This is a genomic window from Rheinheimera tilapiae (assembly GCF_042432165.1).
In the GTDB taxonomy this organism is placed as follows: Bacteria; Pseudomonadota; Gammaproteobacteria; order Enterobacterales; family Alteromonadaceae; genus Pararheinheimera; species Pararheinheimera tilapiae.
In genome coordinates this window covers 142,467-164,307 of sequence record NZ_JBHLXP010000011.1, presented here as the reverse complement: position 1 = coordinate 164,307, position 21,841 = coordinate 142,467, and the positions used below count along the sequence as shown (strand labels likewise).

Here is a 21,841-nt window from a genome sequence, read left to right as displayed (position 1 = left end):
GCATGCTGGGCGCAGACGGTGTGACCACAACCGCTGCGCTGCTATCGCATGGTTTACCTGCGTTATGGCGCTCTGATGCCCGAATTCTGATCCTCGGTAGCTTGCCCGGCATCGCCTCGATTCGGGCTGCCCAGTATTACGCCCATCCCCGCAACCAGTTTTGGCCGCTGATGCAGCAGCTGTTTGACATCGAAGCGACACAACCTTACCCAGCGCGATTGCAGGCATTACAGCAGGCACAGGTCGCCCTATGGGACTTAATTGCGGCAGCCGAGCGGCGCGGCAGTCTCGACAGTGCGATTAACCCCAACAGTATTCAGTGTAATGACTTTGCCCAGTTACTGTCTCGATTGCCGCAGCTGCGCGCTGTTTGGCTCAACGGCGGCACAGCCGCAAAAAACTGGCACAAGCTGATAAAAAACGGCTTGCAGTTGCCGCCACAGGTGCAGGTGTTTACGTTGCCGTCGACCAGTCCGGCGCACGCTGCGCTTAGTTTTCAGCACAAATTGCTGGCCTGGCAGCAGGCTTATCAACAAACTTTCCAACAAAGGATGGAGTGAAGATGACACAGATCAGTTGGGATGATTTTATGCAGGTGGAATTACGCGCCGGCACTATTGTGGCAGCTGAGCCTTTCCCACAGGCGCGCAAACCAGCCTGGAAGCTGACCGTCGATTTTGGTGGGGAGATTGGCACACGCCGTTCCAGTGCCCAGCTGACAGCCTTGTATCAGCCGGAACAGCTGATTGGCAAGCAAGTACTGGCGGTGCTGAACTTCCCGCCGAAACAGATTGGGCCTTTTGTCTCAGAATGTCTGGTGACCGGGCTTTACCGCGAAGATGGTGCCGTGGTGCTGGCAGTGCCGGACCAGCCGGTGCCCAATGGCGCCCGGCTGGCCTGAAAAGCTATTATAAAACCGCTTTGAGTTCCTTCGCGGTAGCGTGACCTTTGGCAATTGCCGCATCCAGCAGTTTTTCACCTTCGGCTTTTTTGCCGTCGAGAACTAAGCGAGTACCTGCCCAAGATTGCACCACCGGATCTTGTTGTTCCAGCAGGTACATTTCCCACTCTGTGCGTAACGCAGCCAATGCGCGCTGCGCATCTATGCTGCCGTTACGTGCGGCTTGTTCCAGCCAATACTCATCAGTGTAAGTTTCCGGAATGCGCTGCGCCGTTAGCAAACGTTGCTTTTTTTTGTCATAAGCCTGGAGCCGATAAAAGCCCGCCGGGACATCGGCTTTTGTGATCTGCTGATTTAACAACGCTGAGTTAATTTTTTGCAGACGTTCGGCTTCACCGTCATGCACCGCAGTCACTACGCCTTTGTCATTCAAAGTGACAAAAGCATTTAAGTCGTAATTTGCTGGCAGTAATAATTCATCAGTGACCACTTTTGCGCTCGCAACAAAACTCTTGTCGATAGGGCCGAGTGCTGGCGGCAGAGATTTGTCGACAAACTGACTGAAATCACTATTGGTGCGGACTAATTGTAAGAGGTTGGCCACCGCATTCTGATGCTGTGGAGAGCCCAATGCCGAGAACTGCCACAGTTTATTGTCATCGAAAATAACCTGGACTTTTTTATGGTCAATTTCGCCAAGGCTGAATGTCAGCAAAACTCGCCCTATGGTCTTGTGCTCGCCCGGGGCATATTTCCAGCGTTTTAAGGCACGGATCGCATCGCGTTCAAACAAACCTTGCGGGTAAGAATTGAGCACGTCAACGGCGTCAACATCACCTTTTTCGTTAATCAGCAAGCGCATGGTGACAGATCCGAACATGCCTTTTTGTGCGGCTTTTTTTGGATATTCTGGTGGGATACGGCGTATAGCTTCGCGGTTATGATCGAGCGCTGCCTTCGTGGCACCCTCATGACGCGGTTTTATTTGAATTTGATGTTCTAGCTGTGCCAACAAGTCAGCGGCTTGTTGCTGTTGGGCTGCGGATAATGTGGGTCTGACTTTATCAGCCAACGTTTTGGCTGTCGGATGTTGGTGTGCAGCGGCAAAATCAAAATAGGCCTGCGCTTTTACCAAATCACGTGCTTGTCCTTCCGCATTGTAAGCCATAGCCCCTAAATTAAAGGCTGCTTGCTCGTTCGCGAGAGGTAACAATGCCGCAAACTCTTGCTTAGCTAGGGGATAGTCTTTTTTTTCATATGCTTGCAGCGCAGTTAATAAGTCAGCTTGCGCAGTAAAAGTGCTTAATAGCAGCGCCAGTAACGGAAGTTTACGCATCAGAAGTTCCTTTTCGGGGTAAAACGATAGTCTATACCGATAATTGTTACATAACCACTGCAAATAATTAATATATTGCTTGCGATTTTCCCGTTTTTGCTCGATTGACAGCAGGGGCAGCCCTACCGCATATTAAAACTCTCCTGATGCAATTTTATGCAGAGTGCTTGTGATGCCGCAGAACCAAATCCCATGGTTGTCGCTGCCACAACAGGTTGATAAACCTGTCAATCTGCACGCCTGCGCCACTGATTACCACTTGTCCGAGTGGTTCGACCTATAAGTTTTTTCCCCACTGAATAATCCGGAATTCCGGCACCCTGCTGTCTTGCGCCAGCCTGGTTCCTGAAGTCATCGGCCTTTTTGGCCGAGCATCGTTCGACGTTCAAACACACAACAACAAAAACAGGAAAGCACTAATGAAAGCAACGTTCAAAACCGTCGCTATGGCGACTATGTTATTGGCGGGCAGCCCTGCGCTGGCCGCTTGTCTGCAACAGGAAGCGGAAAACAACAACACTGAAGCAAAAGCCAATCCGGGCCTCTGTAGTGGCCAGGTGGTCAATGGCAGCATCGGTAGTAGCACTGATGCGGATTGGTTTAGTTTTGATACCACCAGTACCGGGGATATCAGCATCAGCCTGAGTCATGGCACCAGTGCCGATTTTGATTTTTATCTGTATCGCAGCAGCGGCAGTTATATTTTGTCGGGCCAGAGTAGCAGCAGGCCGGAAACCGGCACCTATCGTGCGGCGACTGCCGGCAAGCACTTTATTAAAGTGGCGCGCTACAGCGGTACCGGCAGTTATGGCCTGACCGTGACCTTTAACGGCAGTGCCACGGGTGGCGGCGGTGGAACCACACCACCAACGAGTTGCAGCTATGGTGCCCGCCCGGCCAAACCTAGTAATCAAACCAGCTATTTATTGGGCGGCAGTGCTGATGTCTGTCCAACCTTAACGGCAGGACAGGGCGCGTTGCTGCTGATGGGCGGCGGCACCGATGTGGACGCAGCGTTCAGTAACAGAGTCGGACCGCAAATCAAAGCGGGCAATATCGTCGTGCTGCGTGCCGCGGGAACTGATGCATACAACACCTATTTACAAGGGTTAACCGGTGCGGCGTCGGTTGAAACACTGATTGTTGATACGGTCACGAAAGCCAACTCGGCCTATGTCGAATGGGCGATCAAATCGGCCGAAGCGGTATTTATCGCCGGCGGCGATCAGTCCGCTTATCTCAACGCCTGGCAAGGCACACTGGTGCAAACAGCGCTGAAGCATGTCTATGACAAAGGCGGTGTGGTCGGCGGGACTTCGGCCGGTGACCATGTGCTGAGCCAGCATGTCTATGATCCGGATGGTGTCAGTGGTGCAGTCAGCGCTGAAGTAGTGACCGATTATTGCCATAACACTATCAATATCAGCAGTAATTTCCTCAGCTTCCCGCAATTGGCCAATACACTGAACGACACTCACTTCCGTCAGCGCGACCGGATGGGCCGCTCTGCCGTGTTCCAGGCCAAGCTAGGCAGTACCGGCCGTGTGATTGCGATATCAGAAGCAACGTCGTTGTTTGTCACGGCGGATGGTCAGGGCATCGTCGACGGCACCAATGAAGTCTATGTACTGCGCGCTGATGCACAAACGCAATACACCCAAACCACCTGTGGCCAGCCAGTCGTGATCAAAGACTTACTGCGCTTTAAACTGTTACCGGGCGAGAGTTACAACCTGCTCAGCAACAGCACGACCGTGACACCAATTCGCATCAGTATCGACGGTCGTAATACATCCTTCTATACGCCGACTAGTCCTTACTAAGCGGTTTTTGTCACCGGCTGCGGCGCAGTGGACGTGCGTTGCAGCTGGTGCGCAGGCATACCGCCGGCCAGCCAGTTCAGCAATGGCTGGCGGCGGATGATTTCATACCCCAGGCCACAGCCGAGCACGGTCAGGCTGATGAGCAGCATGGCTTCAAGCCCATCATTCAGCTGCAAAGGTTGCAGCGCCACCGCGAACACCACGGTCAGGGTTTGATGCAACACGTACCAAGGCAGGATCGCCGCTGATGCGTACCGACGGATTTTTCCGGCCGGATCAAACGCCGGTTGTTGCAGATATTGCGCGGCGAATGCCAGCGCAACGCCAAGCCAGGCCCAGTGATTCAGCACGGTACAGAGGCTGAACAGCAGCTGCAGGCCAATCGCGTCGTCGTCCAGCCCGTCAAAAACATCATGATTGTCCAGTACCAGCAGTGCATAGCCCAGTAATGCCGTTACTAAAAAACCGTAGCGCCAGCGCGGTAATGCCGCCCACCACTGCCGTTGCAGCGCCAGCAAATAACCGGCAACAAACACCAGGCCATATTTGGCATGGTTATACCAATCGTCGAGCAAGGCATGGGTGCTTGGGAAAGCGTCGCGTAAGGTCCAAACGGCCCAGAGATGCAGCGCAATCAGCAGCGTCGCAAAAAGCCAGCCTGGAATTGAGCCCGCTCTAGTCGCGAGGCGCTGCAGCAGACCATGCAACGGCAATAGCAGCACCGAATAGCAGAATAAATAAGGGATAAACCACAGGTGATTCCAGGTCAGCAGGCCAATCGGGCTGTGGTGCTCACGTAATAAATCAGTATTAGGATTGATATATTGCCACCAGAACTGCAGGTAACCCGGCTCAATCAGCTGTTGGCTGCGGGCTTCGAAATAGACTTGTGGCACCACCACAACAAACATGCCAAACAGCAGCGGCACCAACAACCGGCTGCTACGCAGACGCAATAACGTCCAGCCACTGAATTTGGGCCTGGCCATGGCCAGCGCCATGCCACCGAGCAAAAATAACAGTGACATCCGCCATGGATTGGTCAGTTTCATCAGATCCTGTAGCCACTCATAGGTCTGGCTGTTTTTCACATGCCAGCCCCAGTCTGCCACGTAATACATACCGCAGTGATACAAAATAAGCAGCGCAAATGCCGCGATACGCAGCCAGTCCAGATCGGCTCGACGCTGTTGATAAGGTTGTGTCATGCTGAAGTCCAAAAAATGTTGGTCCAAGGTAAGTGGTATTGCAGCTGAAAGGGCGCGCAGACACCATTGGGCAATTGGTTTGTGGTGGATTTCAGGGATAACAGGTGGATAGCTGTGACGAAAACTGTTGAAGACATCACGCGAGGCCGTGACCAGCACTGGTGGATAGAGACCATCAGCCAGCGCCCATTGCTGTATGCCTGGCTGATTTATGCAGTGTTTATCATGCTGAATAACAGTATCGAAGCCAATACGGTCTGGCTGGAGCACAGTCGCAACCCACTAAATACATTAGATTGGTGGGAGCCCTGGTTATGGGAAATCAGCAGTGCGATCAGTACTTTGGTGTTGGCGCCGCTGTTGTTTTTAAGTTTTGACCGTCAGCCACTACGCTTTGGCCAGCCCCTGCAGCAATGTCTCTGGCATTTTGGCGTGTCTTTATTGTTTTGTTTGGCGCATGTCGCACTGATGGTGGCACAGCGTGAACTGGTCTACGGCTGGACGGGGGATGATTATGACTTCGGGCCTATCGCACGGGAGCTTTGGTATGAATACCGCAAAGATGTTTGGGGTTATCTGAATCTGCTGGTGACTTATCAGCTCTGCGCTATGGTATGGCGGCGCATACGCGGCGAAGCCTCAGTGCTGGCGGCTGCTGAAACCGACGGGCCTCAAAACGACCAGACAGATGCAACACCAGATGCGTCACAAAGCCAGTTACAAAGTCAGTCACAAAAAGAGCCACAGTGCAGACCGCTGCAACATCTGCTGGTGAAAAAGCTCGATAAAGAGTTTTTACTGGAAGTCAGCGCCATCGAGTATCTGGAGGCCTGCGGCAACTACGTCAATCTGCATAGCCAGGGCCGGATCTATCCGCTGCGCAGTACGCTTTCGCAACTGATTGAACAGCTGGGAAATCAGGGGTTCAGCCGGGTACACCGCAGCTTTGCTGTGAACCACACTGTGGTGGCTGAACTGAGTTACGAACCGAGCGGCGATGGTGAGATCCGCTTAAAAAGCGGCGTCACAGTGCCGCTGTCACGCCGCTACAAAGATGATTTTCGCGCCGGGCTTTTACCTGTCCGCTAATCAGCCAAGCTGTTGCGGGCTCAGGGGGCAAAACCGGCGTGATGTCAGCGGTGACTCAGTCGGTTAAATGGGTGCTGAGCCGCGCCAGTAATTCGCCTTCAATCGCGACGGCTTTGCCACTGCGCTGATCCAAACATACAAAAGTGATGTCGGCGTCAGCGACCACAGTATCCGTGCCGGCAACGGTCACCACCTGATGGATCACCGCACTTTTACCGCCAATTTTCGAAAACTGTGTGGCAATCTGCAGCGTCTGACCATTGGTGGCGGCATTGCGGTAGTTGATATTGATATTGACGATGACCCAGGCCAGACGCTGGCTGGTGAAGTAATCGACATCGCCGCAATCTTCCAGATAGGCCCAGCGCGCTTCTTCCAAAAATTCCAGATAACGCGCGTTGTTGACGTGTTGATAAATATCTAAATGATAACCCCGGACTTTAATTTGCGTCAGATGTGGCATGCCTTGCTCTCTGGTTGGACCTGTTTTGTTGCATTGTGCAGAAAATGCGGATTGCCGGCAATCAATTTGACGACAAGCCTGAGCCTTTGGACCGCCGCCGCCACACCCACCATCCGGCCACTGTCAGCAACATCACAGCGCCGCCGATAGCCAGATCACGTTGGCGTGGCAAGCCGGCTGTGAAGTTCGCCTGTAGCCGGTTGGCAGCACTTTTCGCGTCAGGCTGCGGGCAGCGGATACCAAAATCAGCACCCCAGGGCACATAAGCGCCATGCTGCAGATAACGCTGGTAATACTGCTGCGCGATTTCCGGCTCGCGGTTGATCAGCCAGGTCGTTGCCGCGCACAAGCTGGCCGCATACGCCTGGCTGTTTTGCGGCCACAAATCGGCACTTTGCGCTGCGAGATCAGCCGCGACATAACGATAATGGAATCGTTTATCCGGCATTGCCGCGGTCTGTGTCAGCCGCTGCTGTTCTGCCGCCGGGATTGGCCACAGTGGCGGCGTGCTGTCGGCATAAAACTCAAATTGACCGTAAAACACCTGATAATCCGGCGCCCCTTCATAACCCAGCAGTTCCAGACCATGCTGGCGGGTCAGTCGGGCGAGCTCAAATAACGCATCGGCACGCGCTAACTGGCCCAAATCAAGCTGCAGACGGATACCGATGTTTTCCAGCGTGTTTTGCAGCGCACCGGCCTGACTCTGTTGCATCAGTACCTGATACTGCTGCGCCAGCTGTTGCAGTTGCGGCTCGACAAAATAACGCTGCGCAGTGTCGGTCTGACCTTCGCGCAATAGACGACGCGCCAGCAGCTGACGCAGCAGCGTATTAGGTTCGGTATCGCCAAACCAGGACCATTGGCTTTGCGCTTTGGGCGTACCCGCCGGTACTTCAGTGTCGACAAACTTTTGTAATTCAGCGGTGGTCAGCACACGCTCGGCGATGTAGGCGGTATCCTGCCAGAACTCGCTTCCGGCCTGGTACAGTAACCGCATCGCCTGCAGATACTCACCGCGCTGCAGCGCGAGTACGCCGGCTTCTGCTTCAACCCGGCATTGCGTTTGCAGCTGTTTGCGGCTGATTTGGCGGCTAAAAGCTTCGTCATATTGATATTCAGGCGCTTTCGCCGGGGCTGGCAACTCGGTTGGAAAGGCTTTGCTGGCTTTGGCGTAAGCCGACGCGGCGGCGGCTAAGTCGTTGCTGCGTAGCGCCAGTTTGGCACTGAGCCACCATTTCAGCGGGCTGTCGGTGGCTTGCTGTAGCAACGTTGCGGCATTGTCATACTGGCCTTGTTGATAGCTCACGGCGGCCAGCTCCAGCGCGTTGGCGAGCTGAATATCAGGCGTTTGTTGCAACAGCTGCAATAAGCGTGTCAACTGCTGCGGCGCGCTGTATTGCAGCCCGGATAACTGACTGAATAGATAAAGACTGAGTAAACGGCTGACGGCAGGTTGGGTCAACAGCGGTTGCAGTTCTGCGTCTGGTTTAGCGAGTAGTTGCCGGCTCAGTTGCAGCAAAGAGGCGTAACCGGAAGCATCGTAATGCGCCTGCGTTGCATACAAGCCAATCGCGGCATGCCACTGCTGCTCTGCTAAGTGCAGCCGCGCTTCTTCCCCCAGACTGGCAACAGCCAGTTGCAGCGGATCGGCCAGCCCTTTGTTCACTTCAGCGCGCAGTTGCTGCCACAGCTGAATGGCTTGTGCCGGATCGTTCGGCGCTTGCAATCTGGCCAGACTATAGAGTGCCCAGCTGCGTCTTTGGCTTTGTGCGGCGGCAGGTAAAGCCAGCACTTGCTGAAACAGTGCGGCGGCGGCTTTAGGGTCTTGTGCAAATGCCACTGCGCCAGCGGTATACAAACGCAGTTCTTCGCTGAGATCTTTGCCGGCCTTGAGTGCTGCAGCTGCATCCGGTTGCTGGCGCATCGCCGCAACCAGCTTAGCGTCGTCGGCAGGCAATAACTGTTGTTCAGCCTGTTCAGTGGCACTGACCAGCCGGTCGGCCTGATAGTCATACTGACTGTGAAAGGCTTTTTCCGGCACAGGCCAGGACGCCGGCAGACTGGCTAGTTGTGTCACCAGCACCGCGAATTCCGGCTCTGGCAGGTTTTGCAGATGAGTGCCGCGTTCGGATAACAACTGCAGGGGGAAATCCGGGCCGCAGCTGTAAACCGGGGCGCTGCTGAGACTTAACAGGACAACAGATGCCAGTGCTGAAAAACGAATATGCGTCATAAAAATCCCTTTAATCCGTTGGTGGGCTAATGCTTTGTAACTGCTGACAGCGTAACCAGGCTAGAGTCAGCTGTTGTTGCGGCGCGATCAGCGGGGCGTCGACATGGTTTGCCTCGCGCTTTAGCAACCAGTCGGCGCCATGTTGTTGCCACTGATAACCATATTGTGCATCACCACCCAGACATTGTACGCCGTGAAACCAAAGTGTGTCCGGCAGCGTCGCATCGAGATTGCCACTGTTTTGCAGCTGAATATCAAATCGGCCCTGGTCTTGTGTCAGCTCAGTCTGCAGCTTTTCGACCAGCGCTTCGCCCCGTACCAGTGCCTGTAAAGTGACTAGAGGCCAGCTGCGCTGGTCATCCGGCAACGGCAGGCGAAACCAGACCAGTCCCTGGACCTGCGGTAATGACTGGCGGCGCAGCCAACTTAAAAAATCTGCCACAGCCTGCGGCCGGCTGAGTAAAGCCTGACGTTGGCCAGCAATGGGCAGCGGCGTTTCACTTTCGACACGGCCACCATCGGCGGTGCTAATTAACGCTGAATGATAGGCCGGCAGCGCCAGAAACAGCGGACAGGGCGTGTGCGCTGCGGCGTTTTGAGTCCATTGTTTTGCTTTACTGCTGTCAAATAAGCCTTGTGATGGCGATAACACCGAGTGCAGTTGCAAGGTCAGCTGGTCGGCAGCCTGACATAAAGCCGGATAATCCGCAGACTGCAACCAATCCGGCAGCGCGGTGATCTGTAACGACAATTGTGTAGGCAATAAAGGGCGCAGTTGCAGCAGCCAGTCACGATAGGGTGCTAAAGCTGAACGGGCAGCGTCATAGTCAATTTCGATGGCCTGAAGTTTGACTCCGGCTTGCTGCGCTGCGGCTATCTGCGGCGTCAGTTGTTGCCACAACACTGCGGCCGTCGGCAGTTGTCGTAGCTGTCCGTCGAGACGCAGCACCAGCGTGACCGGGCGCTGATCGGTGGCTAGCAATTGCCAGTCAGGACGGGCAGTGGTCCAGACCGGACCGGTGCTGCTGAGATGATATTGCAGCGACAGCAGCCGCAGCGCCTGAAAATCGGCGCGGCTTTGTGCGATCGCTTCGGTATGCGCAGGTCGCCAGATACGCTGCCAGATATAGAGGTGCTGAGTGAGTGGTTGAGCCGCAACATTCGGCGATAGCGCTGGCCTGCAGCCAGTCAAAACGGCCGACAAACCGATTAGCAACAAGCTGACACCACCGATCTGCAGTCGCCAGTTTGCGCAGCGTACCGGCAGACTCCGATTAGTCACATTCAAATTGCTGATCAGTAATTTGTTGCCAGACGGCAGGCCGCCGGCCTTGTTGCTGCTGGATGTCACGCTGGCGCCATTGCCAGTGCAGCGCTTGATGGGTCAGCCGGGTAATCCAGTTCGCTTGAAACACTACCCAGGGCAAAAACGGGTTGGAGCGATTGTAAAACCAAATTTCGCGGCGGCTGCGGCCTGACTGCGCTTCTCCGCGCGCATGAAAACCATGCGTGTCGGCCAACACCAGTGTATTAGCCCGCACGGTCATCGCTTTTGGCTGCGGTAGTCCCAGCATCTCCAGCTCGGCCGCGCTGATGCGTAATGAGCCTTTTTCGGAAAAGCCATCCGGTTCGCGGCGGATGTTGATGCTTTTACGATACTCCCAGCACAACCGGCGCCAGGTTAGCCGATGAGAACCGGGTACATAAGTAAAAGGTCCATCTTCCGGCACAACGTCCTGCAGGAACAACCAGCCTTTCATCGTCGGATGAAATGTATCGCTGTGCAGCGTTTTTTGTGGATCTGCGCCAGCATTTCGGGCGCCATTGCGGATCACCTGTGCGTAGCTCAGGGTGGGCAATTTGCTGGCGGCGGTGTAACAAAGCAAGGCGCGTAACAGCGGTAACTGTAGCAACAGGTCGGTCGATGGTTTTGTTTGTGCCGTTTTCTCATCCAACAGGTAACGTTGCGTCAATGTATCGGCTTGGGTGAGCTGGCGGCATTGGCCGTTGCCCTGCTGGCAGTCGGCCTGAAGTTGCGCGAACTGCTCTGGCGGCAGGAAATCCTCGAGCAGCAGATAACCGTCGCGGCGAAATCGAGCCCGCAAGGTAGCTGGAACCGTCAGCGCCAGCTGCGCCCGCCGCAGGCGAGCAAAGGCATGTGCCAGCAGATACCGCAGCACATGGAGGCCTAAGCGGTTCAGCCAGTAGTGACCAATCAACGGGTTGTCTTTAAATGATTTGCCACCGGTCAGCAGTTCAAACAGCCAGACCGGCCAGTACCAGAGTCCCTTCCAGCGCATGGTTAAATCCAGGCAAAAGCGTCGGCGTACATATGACCACGCTCAGCGCCGGCCGTCAGGAACACATCGCGCACCGCTTTGACCATCGGGAATGGCCCGGCGATATAAATGTCATAGCCAGCCAGTGAAGGGATGTCTGCCAATAAGGCTTCATGCACCAGACCAGTGCGGCCTGTCCAGTCTTGACCTGGCTCCTGCAGCACAGTCACCAGCTGCAAACCCGGCCGTAGTTCCTGTAATTCAGCCAGTTCTTGTTGATAATACAAGGCGGCTTCGTTGCGCAGTCCCCAGTACAGTTTTACGGCGCGTCCATCCGGCTGCTGCGCCATGGCTTTGGCGATGCTGCAAGCATAAGAAAAACCGGTGCCACCGGCCAACAGGATCACCGGACGGTTGCTATCCGGACGCAAGTAAGCTTCGCCAAGACCAACCTGGATCAGCACTGTCGGGTTGTCCTGCAGGTGCGTTAACGCCTGACCGGCATAAGCATCGGTCACGTTGCCGCCAATCTGCAGTTCGATGTATTCATCACCCGGCGCGCTGGCAATCGAAAAGGGCCGTTTGTCGCTGTCCGACAAAAAAATCTGCAGGTACTGGCCGGGCAGATAATGTACCGCTTCCTGTGGTTTTAACCGGACGCGGCGCACACCTGCGGTCAGGGTGTCGATACTGATCACATCGGCCAACACTTTATTGCTGGCATGGGCTGAAAACTGTTCTGACATCGGTTTTTCGTCTCTGCCGGCTCAGGGCCGGATAAATGGATGGTGTAACACCAGATCACTGTCGGCAAAGGCCTGACAGCCATACACAAATTTTTGTTCGATATCCGCCGGACTGAGCGGCGACGGCTCGTCGTAACGCACTTCGCCACTTTTTAACCGGCAGACGCAAGAGGTACAAACGCCCTGACGACAGCGGTGCGGAAAATCGACACCGGCGCTTAAAGCCGCTTCGAGCAAGGTTTCTGCCGGGCTGACCGTGAAGGTTATGCCGGCGGGTTCAATCCGTACCTGAAATCGGCTGTCTGTCATTAGTATAAGCCTCTTGGCTGCACCGGCAGTGGAATGCCGAGCGAATCCCACATCTCATCAACTTTTTGCTTGATATCTTCGCGCATCACAATAGGTTCACCCCATTCGCGTGTGGTTTCACCCGGCCATTTGTTGGTCGCATCCATGCCCATCTTCGAGCCGAGGCCCGACACCGGCGAAGCAAAATCCAGATAATCAATCGGCGTGTTTTCGATGAGCGTAGTATCGCGCGCCGGGTCCATCCGCGTGGTAATGGCCCAGATCACATCCTGCCAGTCGCGGGCGTTGATGTCATCATCACAAACGATCACAAACTTGGTGTACATAAACTGGCGTAAAAACGACCAGACGCCCATCATCACGCGTTTGGCATGTCCAGGATATTGTTTTTTCATCGTGACCACGGCGAGGCGGTAGGAACAGCCTTCCGGCGGCAGATAAAAATCAACGATTTCCGGGAATTGCTTTTGCAGCAGCGGAATAAAGACTTCATTGAGCGCCACGCCGAGAATGGCTGGTTCATCTGGTGGCCGGCCGGTGTAAGTGCTGTGGTAAATCGGCTGTTCGCGGTGCGTGATGTGCGTGACAGTGAACACCGGGAACGAATCGATTTCATTGTAATAACCGGTGTGATCGCCGTATGGGCCTTCCGGCGCCATTTCGCCCGGTTCCAGATAACCTTCCAGCACAAATTCGGCACTGGCCGGCACCTGCAAATCATTGCTGATACATTTAACCACTTCGGTGTTGTCGCCGCGCAGCAGGCCGGCAAAGGCATATTCAGACAACGAATCCGGTACCGGCGTCACCGCGCCTAAAATGGTCGCCGGATCGGCACCTAAGGCCACAGACACCGGGAAGCGCTGCCCCGGATGGGCTTTTTGCCATTCGAGAAAATCCAGCGCGCCGCCGCGATGTGATAACCAGCGCATAATCACTTTGTTTTTACCAAGCACCTGCTGGCGGTAGATGCCTAAATTCTGCCGCTCTTTGTGCGGACCGCGGGTCACGGTTAAACCCCAGGTGATGAGCGGCGCGGCATCGCCGGGCCAGCAGGTCATCACTGGTAATTTGGTCAGATCGACCGCGTCGCCGCTTTTCACCACTTGCTGACAAGGGGCTTTGCGCACCTCTTTGGGCGACATATTCAGCACTTGCTTAAAAATCGGCAGCTTGCTGAACGCGTCTTTTAAGCCTTTTGGCGGCTCCGGCTCTTTTAAAAACGCCAGCAATTTGCCGACTTCGCGCAGCGCCGACACTTCAGTCTGGCCCATCCCCAGCGCCACGCGCTCAGGGGTGCCGAACAGATTCGCCAGCACGGGAATATCGTAACCTTTTGGATTTTCAAATAATAAGGCGGGGCCACCAGCACGCAGCGTGCGGTCGGCAATTTCGGTCATCTCCAGCACCGGATCGATTTCGGCGCTGATGCGATGCAACAGGCCACGTTGTTCCAGTTGCGCGATGAAGTCACGTAAGTCTTTGTATTTCATTAAGGACCTGCTGAAAAGGCGCCGGTAATGGACCGGCATTATACAGTGAAGCCTGCGCGCGCCAAGCAAGTCCGCAGGATCAGATGATTATTGCTTTGGCTGGTTACGGGGCTGAAGCTGTTTTAGCGCACTATGCACCGAAAAGTCATACTGCTGTTGATTGGGATTGTTGGTGCGACTGAAGCGCCTAAAATCGATACTTTGCCATTGCCCGGGGCGCAATAATGGCTGATATGCCGCCAGATTGTGCTGGGTTAATACATCTAACTGTAACAGCGGTACATCTGGCATCGGCTGCGGCAAGTTGCCGTGCTGATGGTCATAAATGAGCACCATAGCAAAAGCCGCCATGGTGAAATGCCCGCCAATCGAGGCTTGCATCTGGCCTGCCGCGATCGCCTTCTGCGCTTCAGGGATCCAATCAAAGCCGCCGATGCAATAGGTGCCAGCTGCCACAGGTTTCAGGCTATCCAGCGCACCGAGGGCCATCCAATCTGAAGCAGCCCAAATCAACCGGCTTTGTGGATAGCGCCGCAACAGTTGCGTGGTTTGGCTGGCGGCCGTTTCGCGGTCCCATTTACCGTTGACGATTTGGTGGACGACGCCCTGACGTTGCCGCATCGCATGAAACACGCCCTCAGCCCGCTGTTCGGTCTCCAGATTGTTCATGCCGTTGATGCCAATCAGTTGGTCGGCGTCTGGGCAAGCTTGTTGCAGCGCGACGGTCATCTGCTCACTGGCGATCGCATTGTCGTAATACAATTCGGCCAACCAGTTTGGATAGATCTCGCCAGGACGCCCAACGCTGGGGGCTTCTTCCGGCAGCCACATATGTTCCAGCGTGACGATTTTTGTTGGATATTTGGCCAGTAGCTGCATCACCTGAACCCCGGCGCCGGTATAGGGCTGCACAATGGCATAGTCTGGCTGGTGTTTTTGCAGATATTCAGTGAGTTTTTGTTGCTGTAACAGGCGGTTCGCATCGCCGTTGATAATGGTGAGATCAAAATCTAATTGTTTTGCCGCGACTCGGGCAACGGCTTCGACCTGCATAAAAAATGGGTCGGCTTCCCACGACGGGTTTACAAACAACACCGACGGTCGGGCACTTGCGAAAAAAGGCCACAAACAAGCCAATAATAGCCAACGCATTTCGGTATTCTCATACTCGGCCAACACTTGTGTACAGTGTATGCTGTTCCTGTTATTGCCGGCAATATTACGTTGTCGTGCTTATTTTACTGGTCAAGGCGAGGGACAGTCTTTTAATATAAGCCATCCAGATGTCTGAAGGTGAGTTCATGAAAGTTGCTACACGGATTATCCATGCCGGTCGAGACCGCAAATGGGCAGGGTATAGCGTCAACGTGCCGGTGGTTCGCGCCTCTACCGTCGTGTTCGAAAACATGGCCGAAATGAAACATGCGGTGCGGCATCGTGGCGAGCACGTGCCTTATTATGGCCGGCGTGGTACGCAAACCCATTTTGCCTTCAGTGATGCCGTCTGTGAGTTAGAAGGTGGCGCCGGTTGCGCATTATACCCAAGCGGAGCAGCGGCCATTAGCGGTGCTTTATTGGCGTTTCTCAAAGCCGGTGACCATCTGCTGATGGTGGACGCGGCCTACGAGCCGACCCGCGCACTGTGCGACAAAGTGTTAAAGCCGCTTGGCATTGAAACCACTTATTATGACCCTTTGATTGGTGCCGGTATCGCGGCATTGATCAGGCCGAATACCCGCGTCATTTATCTGGAATCGCCATGTTCACTGACGATGGAAGTGCAGGATGTGCCGGCGATCTGTGCTGTGGCTAAATCCCACAACATCGTGACTATTATCGACAACACCTGGGCCTCGCCGATCCTGTGTCAGCCTTTTGAGCTGGGTGTTGATATTTCGATCCAGGCCGCAACCAAATATATCTGCGGCCATTCTGATGTGATGCTGGGCACCGCCAGTGCCAATGCCCGACACTGGCCGCAGCTGCGTGAGCACAGTTATTTGTTAGGCTACTGTGCCTCGGCCGATGATGTGTATCTGGCGGCGCGCGGCTTGCGAACGCTTGGCGTGCGGCTGGCACAGCATCAACGTAATACCTTGCAGGTGATCGAATGGCTGGCCCAACGACCGGAAATCGAAACTATTTTGCATCCGGCCTTGCCGCAACATCCGGGGCATGATTTGTTTGTCCGCGATTTCTCTGGTAGTAACGGTCTGTTTTCTTTTGTGCTGAAACAAGGCGATTTAGCCGCGGTAACAGCCTTTGTCGAAGGGATGCAGCATTTTAAAATGGGCTTTTCCTGGGGCGGTTATGAAAGCCTAGTACTGGCGAATCTGGATGTACAGGCACTTCGCACGGCGACATCATGGCCTTACAAAGGGCCGCTGATCCGTCTGCATATCGGCCTGGAAGACCCAAGCGACCTGATCGCCGATTTAGCTGCCGCGTTTGACCGGTTACAGACAATTCAGCGAGATCACAATGCCGGTTAATCGCCGGCAATAGATTTGCGCTATAGTCAGTTTTTATCCCCGACGGTGGAACTTGCTGATGCGTCTGTGGTGCCCGGTGTTGTGGTGCATGTGGAGCCAGTGTGTTGTTGCGGCTGAATGCCCAGCACAGCTGCGAATGGCCTATAACGCCAGCTGGCGGCCTTATGTTGAAGTCACTGACGAAGTGGTCCGCGGCAGTGATATTGATTTGATCCGGCAGTTGCTATCAAAGGTCAGCAGTCGTCTGCAGCTGCAGTTCGTGCCGGAAAAACGCGCGATGCACATGTTGCAACAAGGCCAGGTCGATATGCTGTTTGCGGCATCTTATACGCCACAACGTGCTGAATTTGCCTGGTTCAGCGATGCCTATCGTAAAGAACAGAACGTGGTGCTGATCCACCGGCAAACCTTATCGCTGTATCCTGAATTGCGCCAACGCGAGGCGTTTCTGGCACTGGCGCAGCGCAAGTTGATTGGCGTGTATAATCCGGCCGGGTTTTATGGCGACACATTTGAGCAGCTGAAGCAACAGCCTGCGGTCAAACAACGCAGTCTGGCAGTGTATGAACCCGAGCGTCGCTTGGATCTGATCTCTGGACGCCGAGCGGATTACACCATTGCAGACAATGCTGCTGTGCAGCTTGATCTGGCTGCCCGCAAAGACGGTAGCCAGTTTGAGATCCTGCCGTTTTTTCTCAACGAAGCTGACATCCATCTGATGCTGAGCAAAGTTACAGTGCCGCAAAGTTGTGTGCTGGCACTGAATCGTCAGCTTACTGTTCGTGAAAAAACGACTCCAGTGACTGACCGGTCAGTTTTGGGATCCGACTGAATACAAACCAAATCGCGCCCATCATAATCAGCGTCGACGGGATCGCAATCACCGGATAACTCAGCGCCGTCATATTGGCCAGTTCTTCGTTATAAGTCGCAGTTCCCGGCGCACTGACCAACAGCCATTTCGCCAACAGATAATTCAGCACCGACGACAGGAAGAACGAGCCGGCAATAATCCGCGTGGCCTGATCCAGCGTCTGTTCAAATTGTTGTTCAGTGCCGCTACTGCTGAGTTTCTCTTTTAATAACACCAGATTTAACAGCTGCATATTTTCCAGAATGGTTTTCACCAGCGGAAAACGGGTTCGGCCGCTGAGTAAAATCAGTAAGCCAATCAGGCCCGGAACTGCGGCTTCTTTAATTGCAATGTACTTCGGGTCAAGCTGCAACAAGCTCATGCCGCCGGTCAGTAACACACTGATAATGCCGACAATCGAGAAGAAGTTCAGCTTGCCGGATTGTTTCAGCTCCCACAGACCAAAGCCAATCGGAAAGGCCAGCGCGACAACCAACCCCCATACCGGGCCCAGATATTCTTCCGTGCTGAGTTTGCTCAGGATCAACACCGGCAACACGATATTAAATGCCAGATTGGCAAACAAATTACCGGCCGATTGCGGTTTAGGAGCCGTTTGGGTGTTTTGCGTCATAACAACAAATTCCGGAACTACAGAGATGCTCTGTTTTACCACAAAGCAGCCTCAACGCCCAGTGGCATGGCTGATCCCCGCTGCATTGACGGGATCTTTACCAGACCTTTACCTGTCATTGCTGGGCAGCTATATCTGATCCAGCTAATCTTGATTCGACATCACTGTGACACAGGAGTACTGCCGATGTTTGGCGTCAGAACTATGCCCAAGCGCTTACTGATTTGCATGCTGCTATTGCAACCGCTGTGCGGACTTTATGCGTCGCAGGCACCGTTAAATCCAACAGAAGCAGCGCGTTTACTGCAGCAAGCCAGTTTTGGCCCAACTCTCAGCGATATTCAGGCCACGAGCCAGATGACAGCCGAACAGTGGATCGACTGGCAATTGCGCCTGCCGGCGACGACACACGCCGATAAAATAAATACTTTGCCAGAGCAAAAAACGCCGGTGCCGCTCAGTCGGCTCGAAACCTGGTGGCGCATCGCACTGACCGCGCCGGACCAACTGCGGCAACGCGTGGCTTTTGCCCTGTCGGAAATTCTGGTGGTGTCCGATCAAGGCAATGGCATCAATAACAGAGTCATAGCTCTGGCTAATTATTACGACCTGCTGTTAGCCCATAGTTTTGGCAATTACCGTGACCTGATGCAACAGGTGACTCTGTCACCGGTGATGGGCATTTATCTGAGTCATTTAGGTAATCAGAAAGCGGATGTGCAAAATAACATTCGTCCCGATGAAAACTATGCGCGGGAATTGATGCAGTTGTTCACGATAGGCCTGTATCAGCTGAACCCGGATGGCAGCAAAAAGCTGGATGACGCTGATAATCCGATCCCAACTTACGACCAGCAAGCTATCGAGGGTTTTGCCCGGGTCTTTACCGGCTGGACCAGCGCCGGCACCAGCAATTTCCTCAAACCCAAAGCAGATTACCTGAAACCGATGATCCCGTTTGCGGCCTATCACGAGCCCGGTGAAAAGCATTTGCTTAACGGGGTAGTGCTGCCGGCAGGGCAGACGCCACAACAAGATTTAACCCAGGCGTTAGATTTGTTGTTTGCGCAGCCCAGCCTGCCGCCGTTTATCAGTAAACAGCTGATCCAAAAGCTGGTTACCAGCAATCCGTCGCCGGCTTATGTTGCCCGGGTGGCGCAAGTGTTTAGCGATAATGGTGACGGCGTGCGGGGCGATTTAGCTGCGGTGGTCAAAGCCATTTTACTGGATGAAGAAGCCCGCAGTGGTTTTTCCGGCGTCGCGCGGCCTTTTGGCAAAATCCGCGAACCGCTGCTGAAAACTGCGCACAGCTGGCGGGTCACGCAATCAGCATCACCATCCGGCCATATCTATCTGCGAACGCTGGCAGATAGCCATAATCAGGCGCCGCTGCAAAGCCCATCAGTGTTTAACTTCTTCCGGCCGGATTTCAGTCCATCGACCTCGCTGCAACAGGCCGGTTTAGTCGCGCCTGAGCTGCAGTTATTAACGGCATCGAATGCGCTGAATATGCAGAATCATCTCTATACCCAGACGGTCGGCAGTATCGAAGGTTTGGTCGCTAATCCGACCCAATATCAGATGTTGGCGCGGTTCAGTCCTTTTGCCGACGTATTGCAACGGCAGGGACTCAATACGTTATTAGACCAATACAGTCTGTTGGCTTTTGGCGGAGCTATGCCAGCGGAACTGCGCTTGTTACTGTCCGATCTGGCCGCCGGATTGGGCAGCATTGCGCCGGCGCAAAAGGCTGCGTATCTGTGGTATTTCATTTTGATTTCACCGCAATATGCGGTTCAGCAGTAAGGAGGTTGCCATGCGTCATCTGGATCGCCGTGAATGGTTAAAACTGGCATTAAAAGGCAGTTTTGGCCTGGCAACTCTTAGTAGCTTGCAACTGGGCCTGTTGCCACAGGCGCTTGCGGCTGGCCGTGCTGCACCGGACGGCTATAAAGCGCTGGTCTGTGTATTTTTGTTTGGCGGTAATGATTCGCTGAATATGTTATTGCCGTTATCAGGCCAGAGTTTATTGGACTATCAGGCCGCCCGGCAAAGCCTGGCAGTAGCGGATCCGATAGCGCTGACACCGCGCACGGCCATTACTGATGGCCTGGGCCTGCATCCGGCAATGGCAGCGCTGGAACCTCTGTTTAACAACGGTGCGCTGGCATTCGCTGGCGGTGTCGGATCTCTGATCAGGCCCACCACTTTGGCCGAGGTGCAGGCAGGTAAAGCGTTGTTGCCAAAAAATCTGTTTTCGCACAATGACCAGCAGGCAACCTGGATGCGTGGCCAAGATCCGCAGAGCCCCGATAGTGGCTGGGGCGCGAGGTTACTGGAACTGATGTACGACGTGCCGGATTTCAGCAGTTGTATCAGTCTGGCTGGCACTAACTTATGGCAACGCGGTGCCGCGCTTAGCCCCTTTGGCATGTCATCAGCCGGCGTGCCGGAATTGACCGCGCTTAAAGGCACCAGCAAACGGGCCGCAATGTTGCGGGACATGCAAAGCAGGTTGTTCAGTTCGCAGTTGCATCCGCTGGCGGACCAGTTTGCGTTGTCGCACAGTCAGGCACAAAGCCGCAGTGCCATTGTCGCCACCGCGCTAACTCAGGCACCGCCATTACAAACCGAGTTTAACAACGCCAATCCGCTGGCCTTGCAGCTGCAAATGGTCGCCAAAATGATCAGCGTGCAGTCATTGCTGGGGGTCGGCCGTCAGGTATTTTTTGTCGGTATGGGCGGTTTTGATACCCATGATGCGCAAAATTCAGTGCAACCGGCGTTATTGGGCACTGTTGCGGAGGCAATGAGTAGTTTCTATCAGGCGACCGTGGAGCTTGGCCTGTCAGATAAGGTCACCAGCTTTACCATGTCCGACTTTGGCCGCACCCTGAGTTCAAATGGCGATGGCACCGATCACGGTTGGGCCGGCAATCAGCTGGTATTGGGCGGCGCGGTGAACGGTGGCGATTTATATGGTCAGTTGTTGCCGCAGCGGCTGGGCAGTCCGGTGGATATGGGCGCCGGCCGATTAATTCCGGCATTATCGAATAGCCAGCTGTTTGGCAGTTTGGCGCAATGGTTTGGCGCGGACCAAAGTGCCTTACAGTTGTTGCTGCCGGAACTGGCGAATTTTGATCTGGACGCTGTGTCACTGTTTAAATGATGAACTGGAAATAATTTGTTAAGAATTATTGATTGCTGTGCGGCAGTAAGTAGGCAAGACTCGGTGAAACGCAAATTAACAGGAGTTCCCGATGAAAATGCTGATGACGCTGGGCGTTGCATTGTTGAGTAGTCAGTTGCAGGCTGCAGAGCCAGAAACAGTGATAATCAACGATTTTGAATACACCAATAAGTATGAATTGGCCTTACGCCAGGCGAAGCATGACGATAAGGGCAAAGCCTTCCCGGTCTTGCTTGAATATGCCAAAAATGGCGAAAAGCTGGCGCAATATATGGTGGGTAATTTTTATCTGGCAGGGATTGGTACCGAGTCTAATCCGACCGAAGGTCTGATTTGGATGGGCACTGCGTTAGAACAACGTACAACTGAATGGCAACGTGCGTTTGAAAATATCACCAAAAAATTGTCGGCAGAGCAAAAAGCGATGCTGGATGATTTAATCAAAAAACGTATCGAACTCTATGGTGTACAGGCACAAAAAATGTCCTGTACCAAAGATGCTGCGGTGATTGGTTCCAACCGCAAGCACCATGTCTGCACCAAAATTCGTGACGGCGCGCAGCGCGTCACAGTAGTGAAATATCCAAATAGCTGAAGCACAGCATCAATCCCAACTAAGGCGCCTTCCGGCGCCTTTTTTTATCCTCAGCGTCTGATACCAGGCATCAGCACCTGCCATGTTATTTCTGCCGCGGCGGCTGCCCGCTTAAATTTTGATCAAAGACTTGCACTTATACTGTATCGTGCATAGTATTTGCTGTGTGGTGCACAGTATGTGTCACATAGTAT

At 54.1% G+C, this 21,841-nt stretch carries 20 protein-coding genes; 9 read left to right on the top strand and 11 right to left on the bottom strand.

Translation table 11 applies throughout. From position 1 onward, the window contains the following. Positions 1-2: 2 nt before the first annotated feature. The gene (locus ACFFJP_RS21220; protein WP_377249125.1) at positions 3-560 is read left to right on the top strand and encodes a DNA-deoxyinosine glycosylase; all 558 of its coding nucleotides are present in this window, start codon (positions 3-5) and stop codon (positions 558-560) included. A 2-nt stretch (positions 561-562) separates the two neighbouring features. Further along, complete coding sequence (locus ACFFJP_RS21215) at positions 563-901, top strand: tRNA-binding protein (protein ID WP_377249122.1); 339 nt, start codon at positions 563-565, stop codon at positions 899-901. A gap of 7 nt (positions 902-908) precedes the next feature. Here ACFFJP_RS21215 and ACFFJP_RS21210 read toward each other — a convergent pair whose 3' ends face one another. Beyond that, positions 909-2,237 (bottom strand): TonB family protein, encoded by a 1,329-nt coding sequence (locus ACFFJP_RS21210; protein ID WP_377249119.1) that lies wholly within the window; start codon positions 2,235-2,237, stop codon positions 909-911. 419 nt (positions 2,238-2,656) lie between these two features. Between ACFFJP_RS21210 and ACFFJP_RS21205 the strand changes: the two genes are divergently transcribed. Then, complete coding sequence (locus ACFFJP_RS21205) at positions 2,657-4,060, top strand: pre-peptidase C-terminal domain-containing protein (RefSeq protein WP_377249116.1); 1,404 nt, start codon at positions 2,657-2,659, stop codon at positions 4,058-4,060. Here ACFFJP_RS21205 and ACFFJP_RS21200 read toward each other — a convergent pair. Beyond that, a complete protein-coding gene (locus ACFFJP_RS21200) occupies positions 4,057-5,268 on the bottom strand; it encodes an acyltransferase family protein (RefSeq protein ID WP_377249113.1) in 1,212 nt (403 codons plus the stop codon). The two genes, ACFFJP_RS21205 and ACFFJP_RS21200, sit on opposite strands and share 4 nt — an antisense overlap. Positions 5,269-5,382: 114 nt before the next feature. Here ACFFJP_RS21200 and ACFFJP_RS21195 point away from each other — a divergent pair, with 114 nt between their 5' ends. Beyond that, complete coding sequence (locus ACFFJP_RS21195; protein ID WP_377249110.1) at positions 5,383-6,357, top strand: LytR/AlgR family response regulator transcription factor; 975 nt, start codon at positions 5,383-5,385, stop codon at positions 6,355-6,357. A gap of 55 nt (positions 6,358-6,412) precedes the next feature. Here ACFFJP_RS21195 and ACFFJP_RS21190 read toward each other — a convergent pair whose 3' ends face one another. The 8 genes from ACFFJP_RS21190 to ACFFJP_RS21155 all read right to left on the bottom strand — a co-directional run bounded on the left by ACFFJP_RS21190 (position 6,413) and on the right by ACFFJP_RS21155 (position 15,035). Continuing rightward, on the bottom strand, positions 6,413-6,820 hold the full coding sequence (locus tag ACFFJP_RS21190; protein WP_377249107.1) for an acyl-CoA thioesterase: 408 nt from the start codon (positions 6,818-6,820) through the stop codon (positions 6,413-6,415). 61 nt (positions 6,821-6,881) lie between these two features. Further along, positions 6,882-9,056 carry a hypothetical protein gene (locus ACFFJP_RS21185; RefSeq protein ID WP_377249104.1) on the bottom strand — a complete coding sequence of 725 codons (2,175 nt, stop codon included), beginning with the start codon at positions 9,054-9,056 and terminating at the stop codon, positions 6,882-6,884. 10 nt (positions 9,057-9,066) lie between these two features. Further along, on the bottom strand, positions 9,067-10,338 hold the full coding sequence (locus tag ACFFJP_RS21180) for a DUF3142 domain-containing protein (RefSeq protein ID WP_377249101.1): 1,272 nt from the start codon (positions 10,336-10,338) through the stop codon (positions 9,067-9,069). Then, positions 10,331-11,356 (bottom strand): phytanoyl-CoA dioxygenase family protein, encoded by a 1,026-nt coding sequence (locus ACFFJP_RS21175; RefSeq protein ID WP_377249098.1) that lies wholly within the window; start codon positions 11,354-11,356, stop codon positions 10,331-10,333. The genes ACFFJP_RS21180 and ACFFJP_RS21175 overlap by 8 nt, the downstream gene beginning before the upstream one ends. Before the next feature lie 2 nt (positions 11,357-11,358). Then, a complete protein-coding gene (gene fre, locus ACFFJP_RS21170) occupies positions 11,359-12,081 on the bottom strand; it encodes an NAD(P)H-flavin reductase (protein WP_377249095.1) in 723 nt (240 codons plus the stop codon). A gap of 21 nt (positions 12,082-12,102) precedes the next feature. Next, a complete protein-coding gene (locus ACFFJP_RS21165; RefSeq protein WP_377249092.1) occupies positions 12,103-12,390 on the bottom strand; it encodes a 2Fe-2S iron-sulfur cluster-binding protein in 288 nt (95 codons plus the stop codon). Continuing rightward, positions 12,390-13,883, bottom strand: a complete 1,494-nt coding sequence (ubiD, locus tag ACFFJP_RS21160) for a 4-hydroxy-3-polyprenylbenzoate decarboxylase (protein ID WP_377249089.1) — start codon at positions 13,881-13,883, stop codon at positions 12,390-12,392. The genes ACFFJP_RS21165 and ubiD overlap by 1 nt, the downstream gene beginning before the upstream one ends. 87 nt (positions 13,884-13,970) lie before the next feature. Next, positions 13,971-15,035, bottom strand: a complete 1,065-nt coding sequence (locus tag ACFFJP_RS21155) for an ABC transporter substrate-binding protein (RefSeq protein ID WP_377249086.1) — start codon at positions 15,033-15,035, stop codon at positions 13,971-13,973. A 149-nt stretch (positions 15,036-15,184) separates the two neighbouring features. Here ACFFJP_RS21155 and ACFFJP_RS21150 point away from each other — a divergent pair, with 149 nt between their 5' ends. After that, positions 15,185-16,375, top strand: a complete 1,191-nt coding sequence (locus ACFFJP_RS21150) for a cystathionine beta-lyase (RefSeq protein WP_377249083.1) — start codon at positions 15,185-15,187, stop codon at positions 16,373-16,375. A gap of 58 nt (positions 16,376-16,433) precedes the next feature. Beyond that, positions 16,434-17,207, top strand: a complete 774-nt coding sequence (locus ACFFJP_RS21145; protein ID WP_377249080.1) for a substrate-binding periplasmic protein — start codon at positions 16,434-16,436, stop codon at positions 17,205-17,207. Here ACFFJP_RS21145 and ACFFJP_RS21140 read toward each other — a convergent pair. Further along, a complete protein-coding gene (locus ACFFJP_RS21140; RefSeq protein WP_377249077.1) occupies positions 17,149-17,862 on the bottom strand; it encodes a VC0807 family protein in 714 nt (237 codons plus the stop codon). The genes ACFFJP_RS21145 and ACFFJP_RS21140 overlap by 59 nt on opposite strands. Before the next feature lie 186 nt (positions 17,863-18,048). Between ACFFJP_RS21140 and ACFFJP_RS21135 the strand changes: the two genes are divergently transcribed. The 3 genes from ACFFJP_RS21135 (at position 18,049) to ACFFJP_RS21125 (ending at position 21,647) form a co-directional block, all read left to right on the top strand. Next, a complete protein-coding gene (locus tag ACFFJP_RS21135; protein WP_377249074.1) occupies positions 18,049-19,668 on the top strand; it encodes a DUF1800 domain-containing protein in 1,620 nt (539 codons plus the stop codon). Positions 19,669-19,678: 10 nt separating this feature from the next. Continuing rightward, positions 19,679-21,031: a DUF1501 domain-containing protein gene (locus ACFFJP_RS21130; protein WP_377249071.1), complete on the top strand. Its 1,353-nt coding sequence runs from the start codon at positions 19,679-19,681 to the stop codon at positions 21,029-21,031. A 91-nt stretch (positions 21,032-21,122) separates the two neighbouring features. Further along, complete coding sequence (locus ACFFJP_RS21125) at positions 21,123-21,647, top strand: SEL1-like repeat protein (protein WP_377249068.1); 525 nt, start codon at positions 21,123-21,125, stop codon at positions 21,645-21,647. The last annotated feature ends 194 nt before the right edge of the window (positions 21,648-21,841 follow it).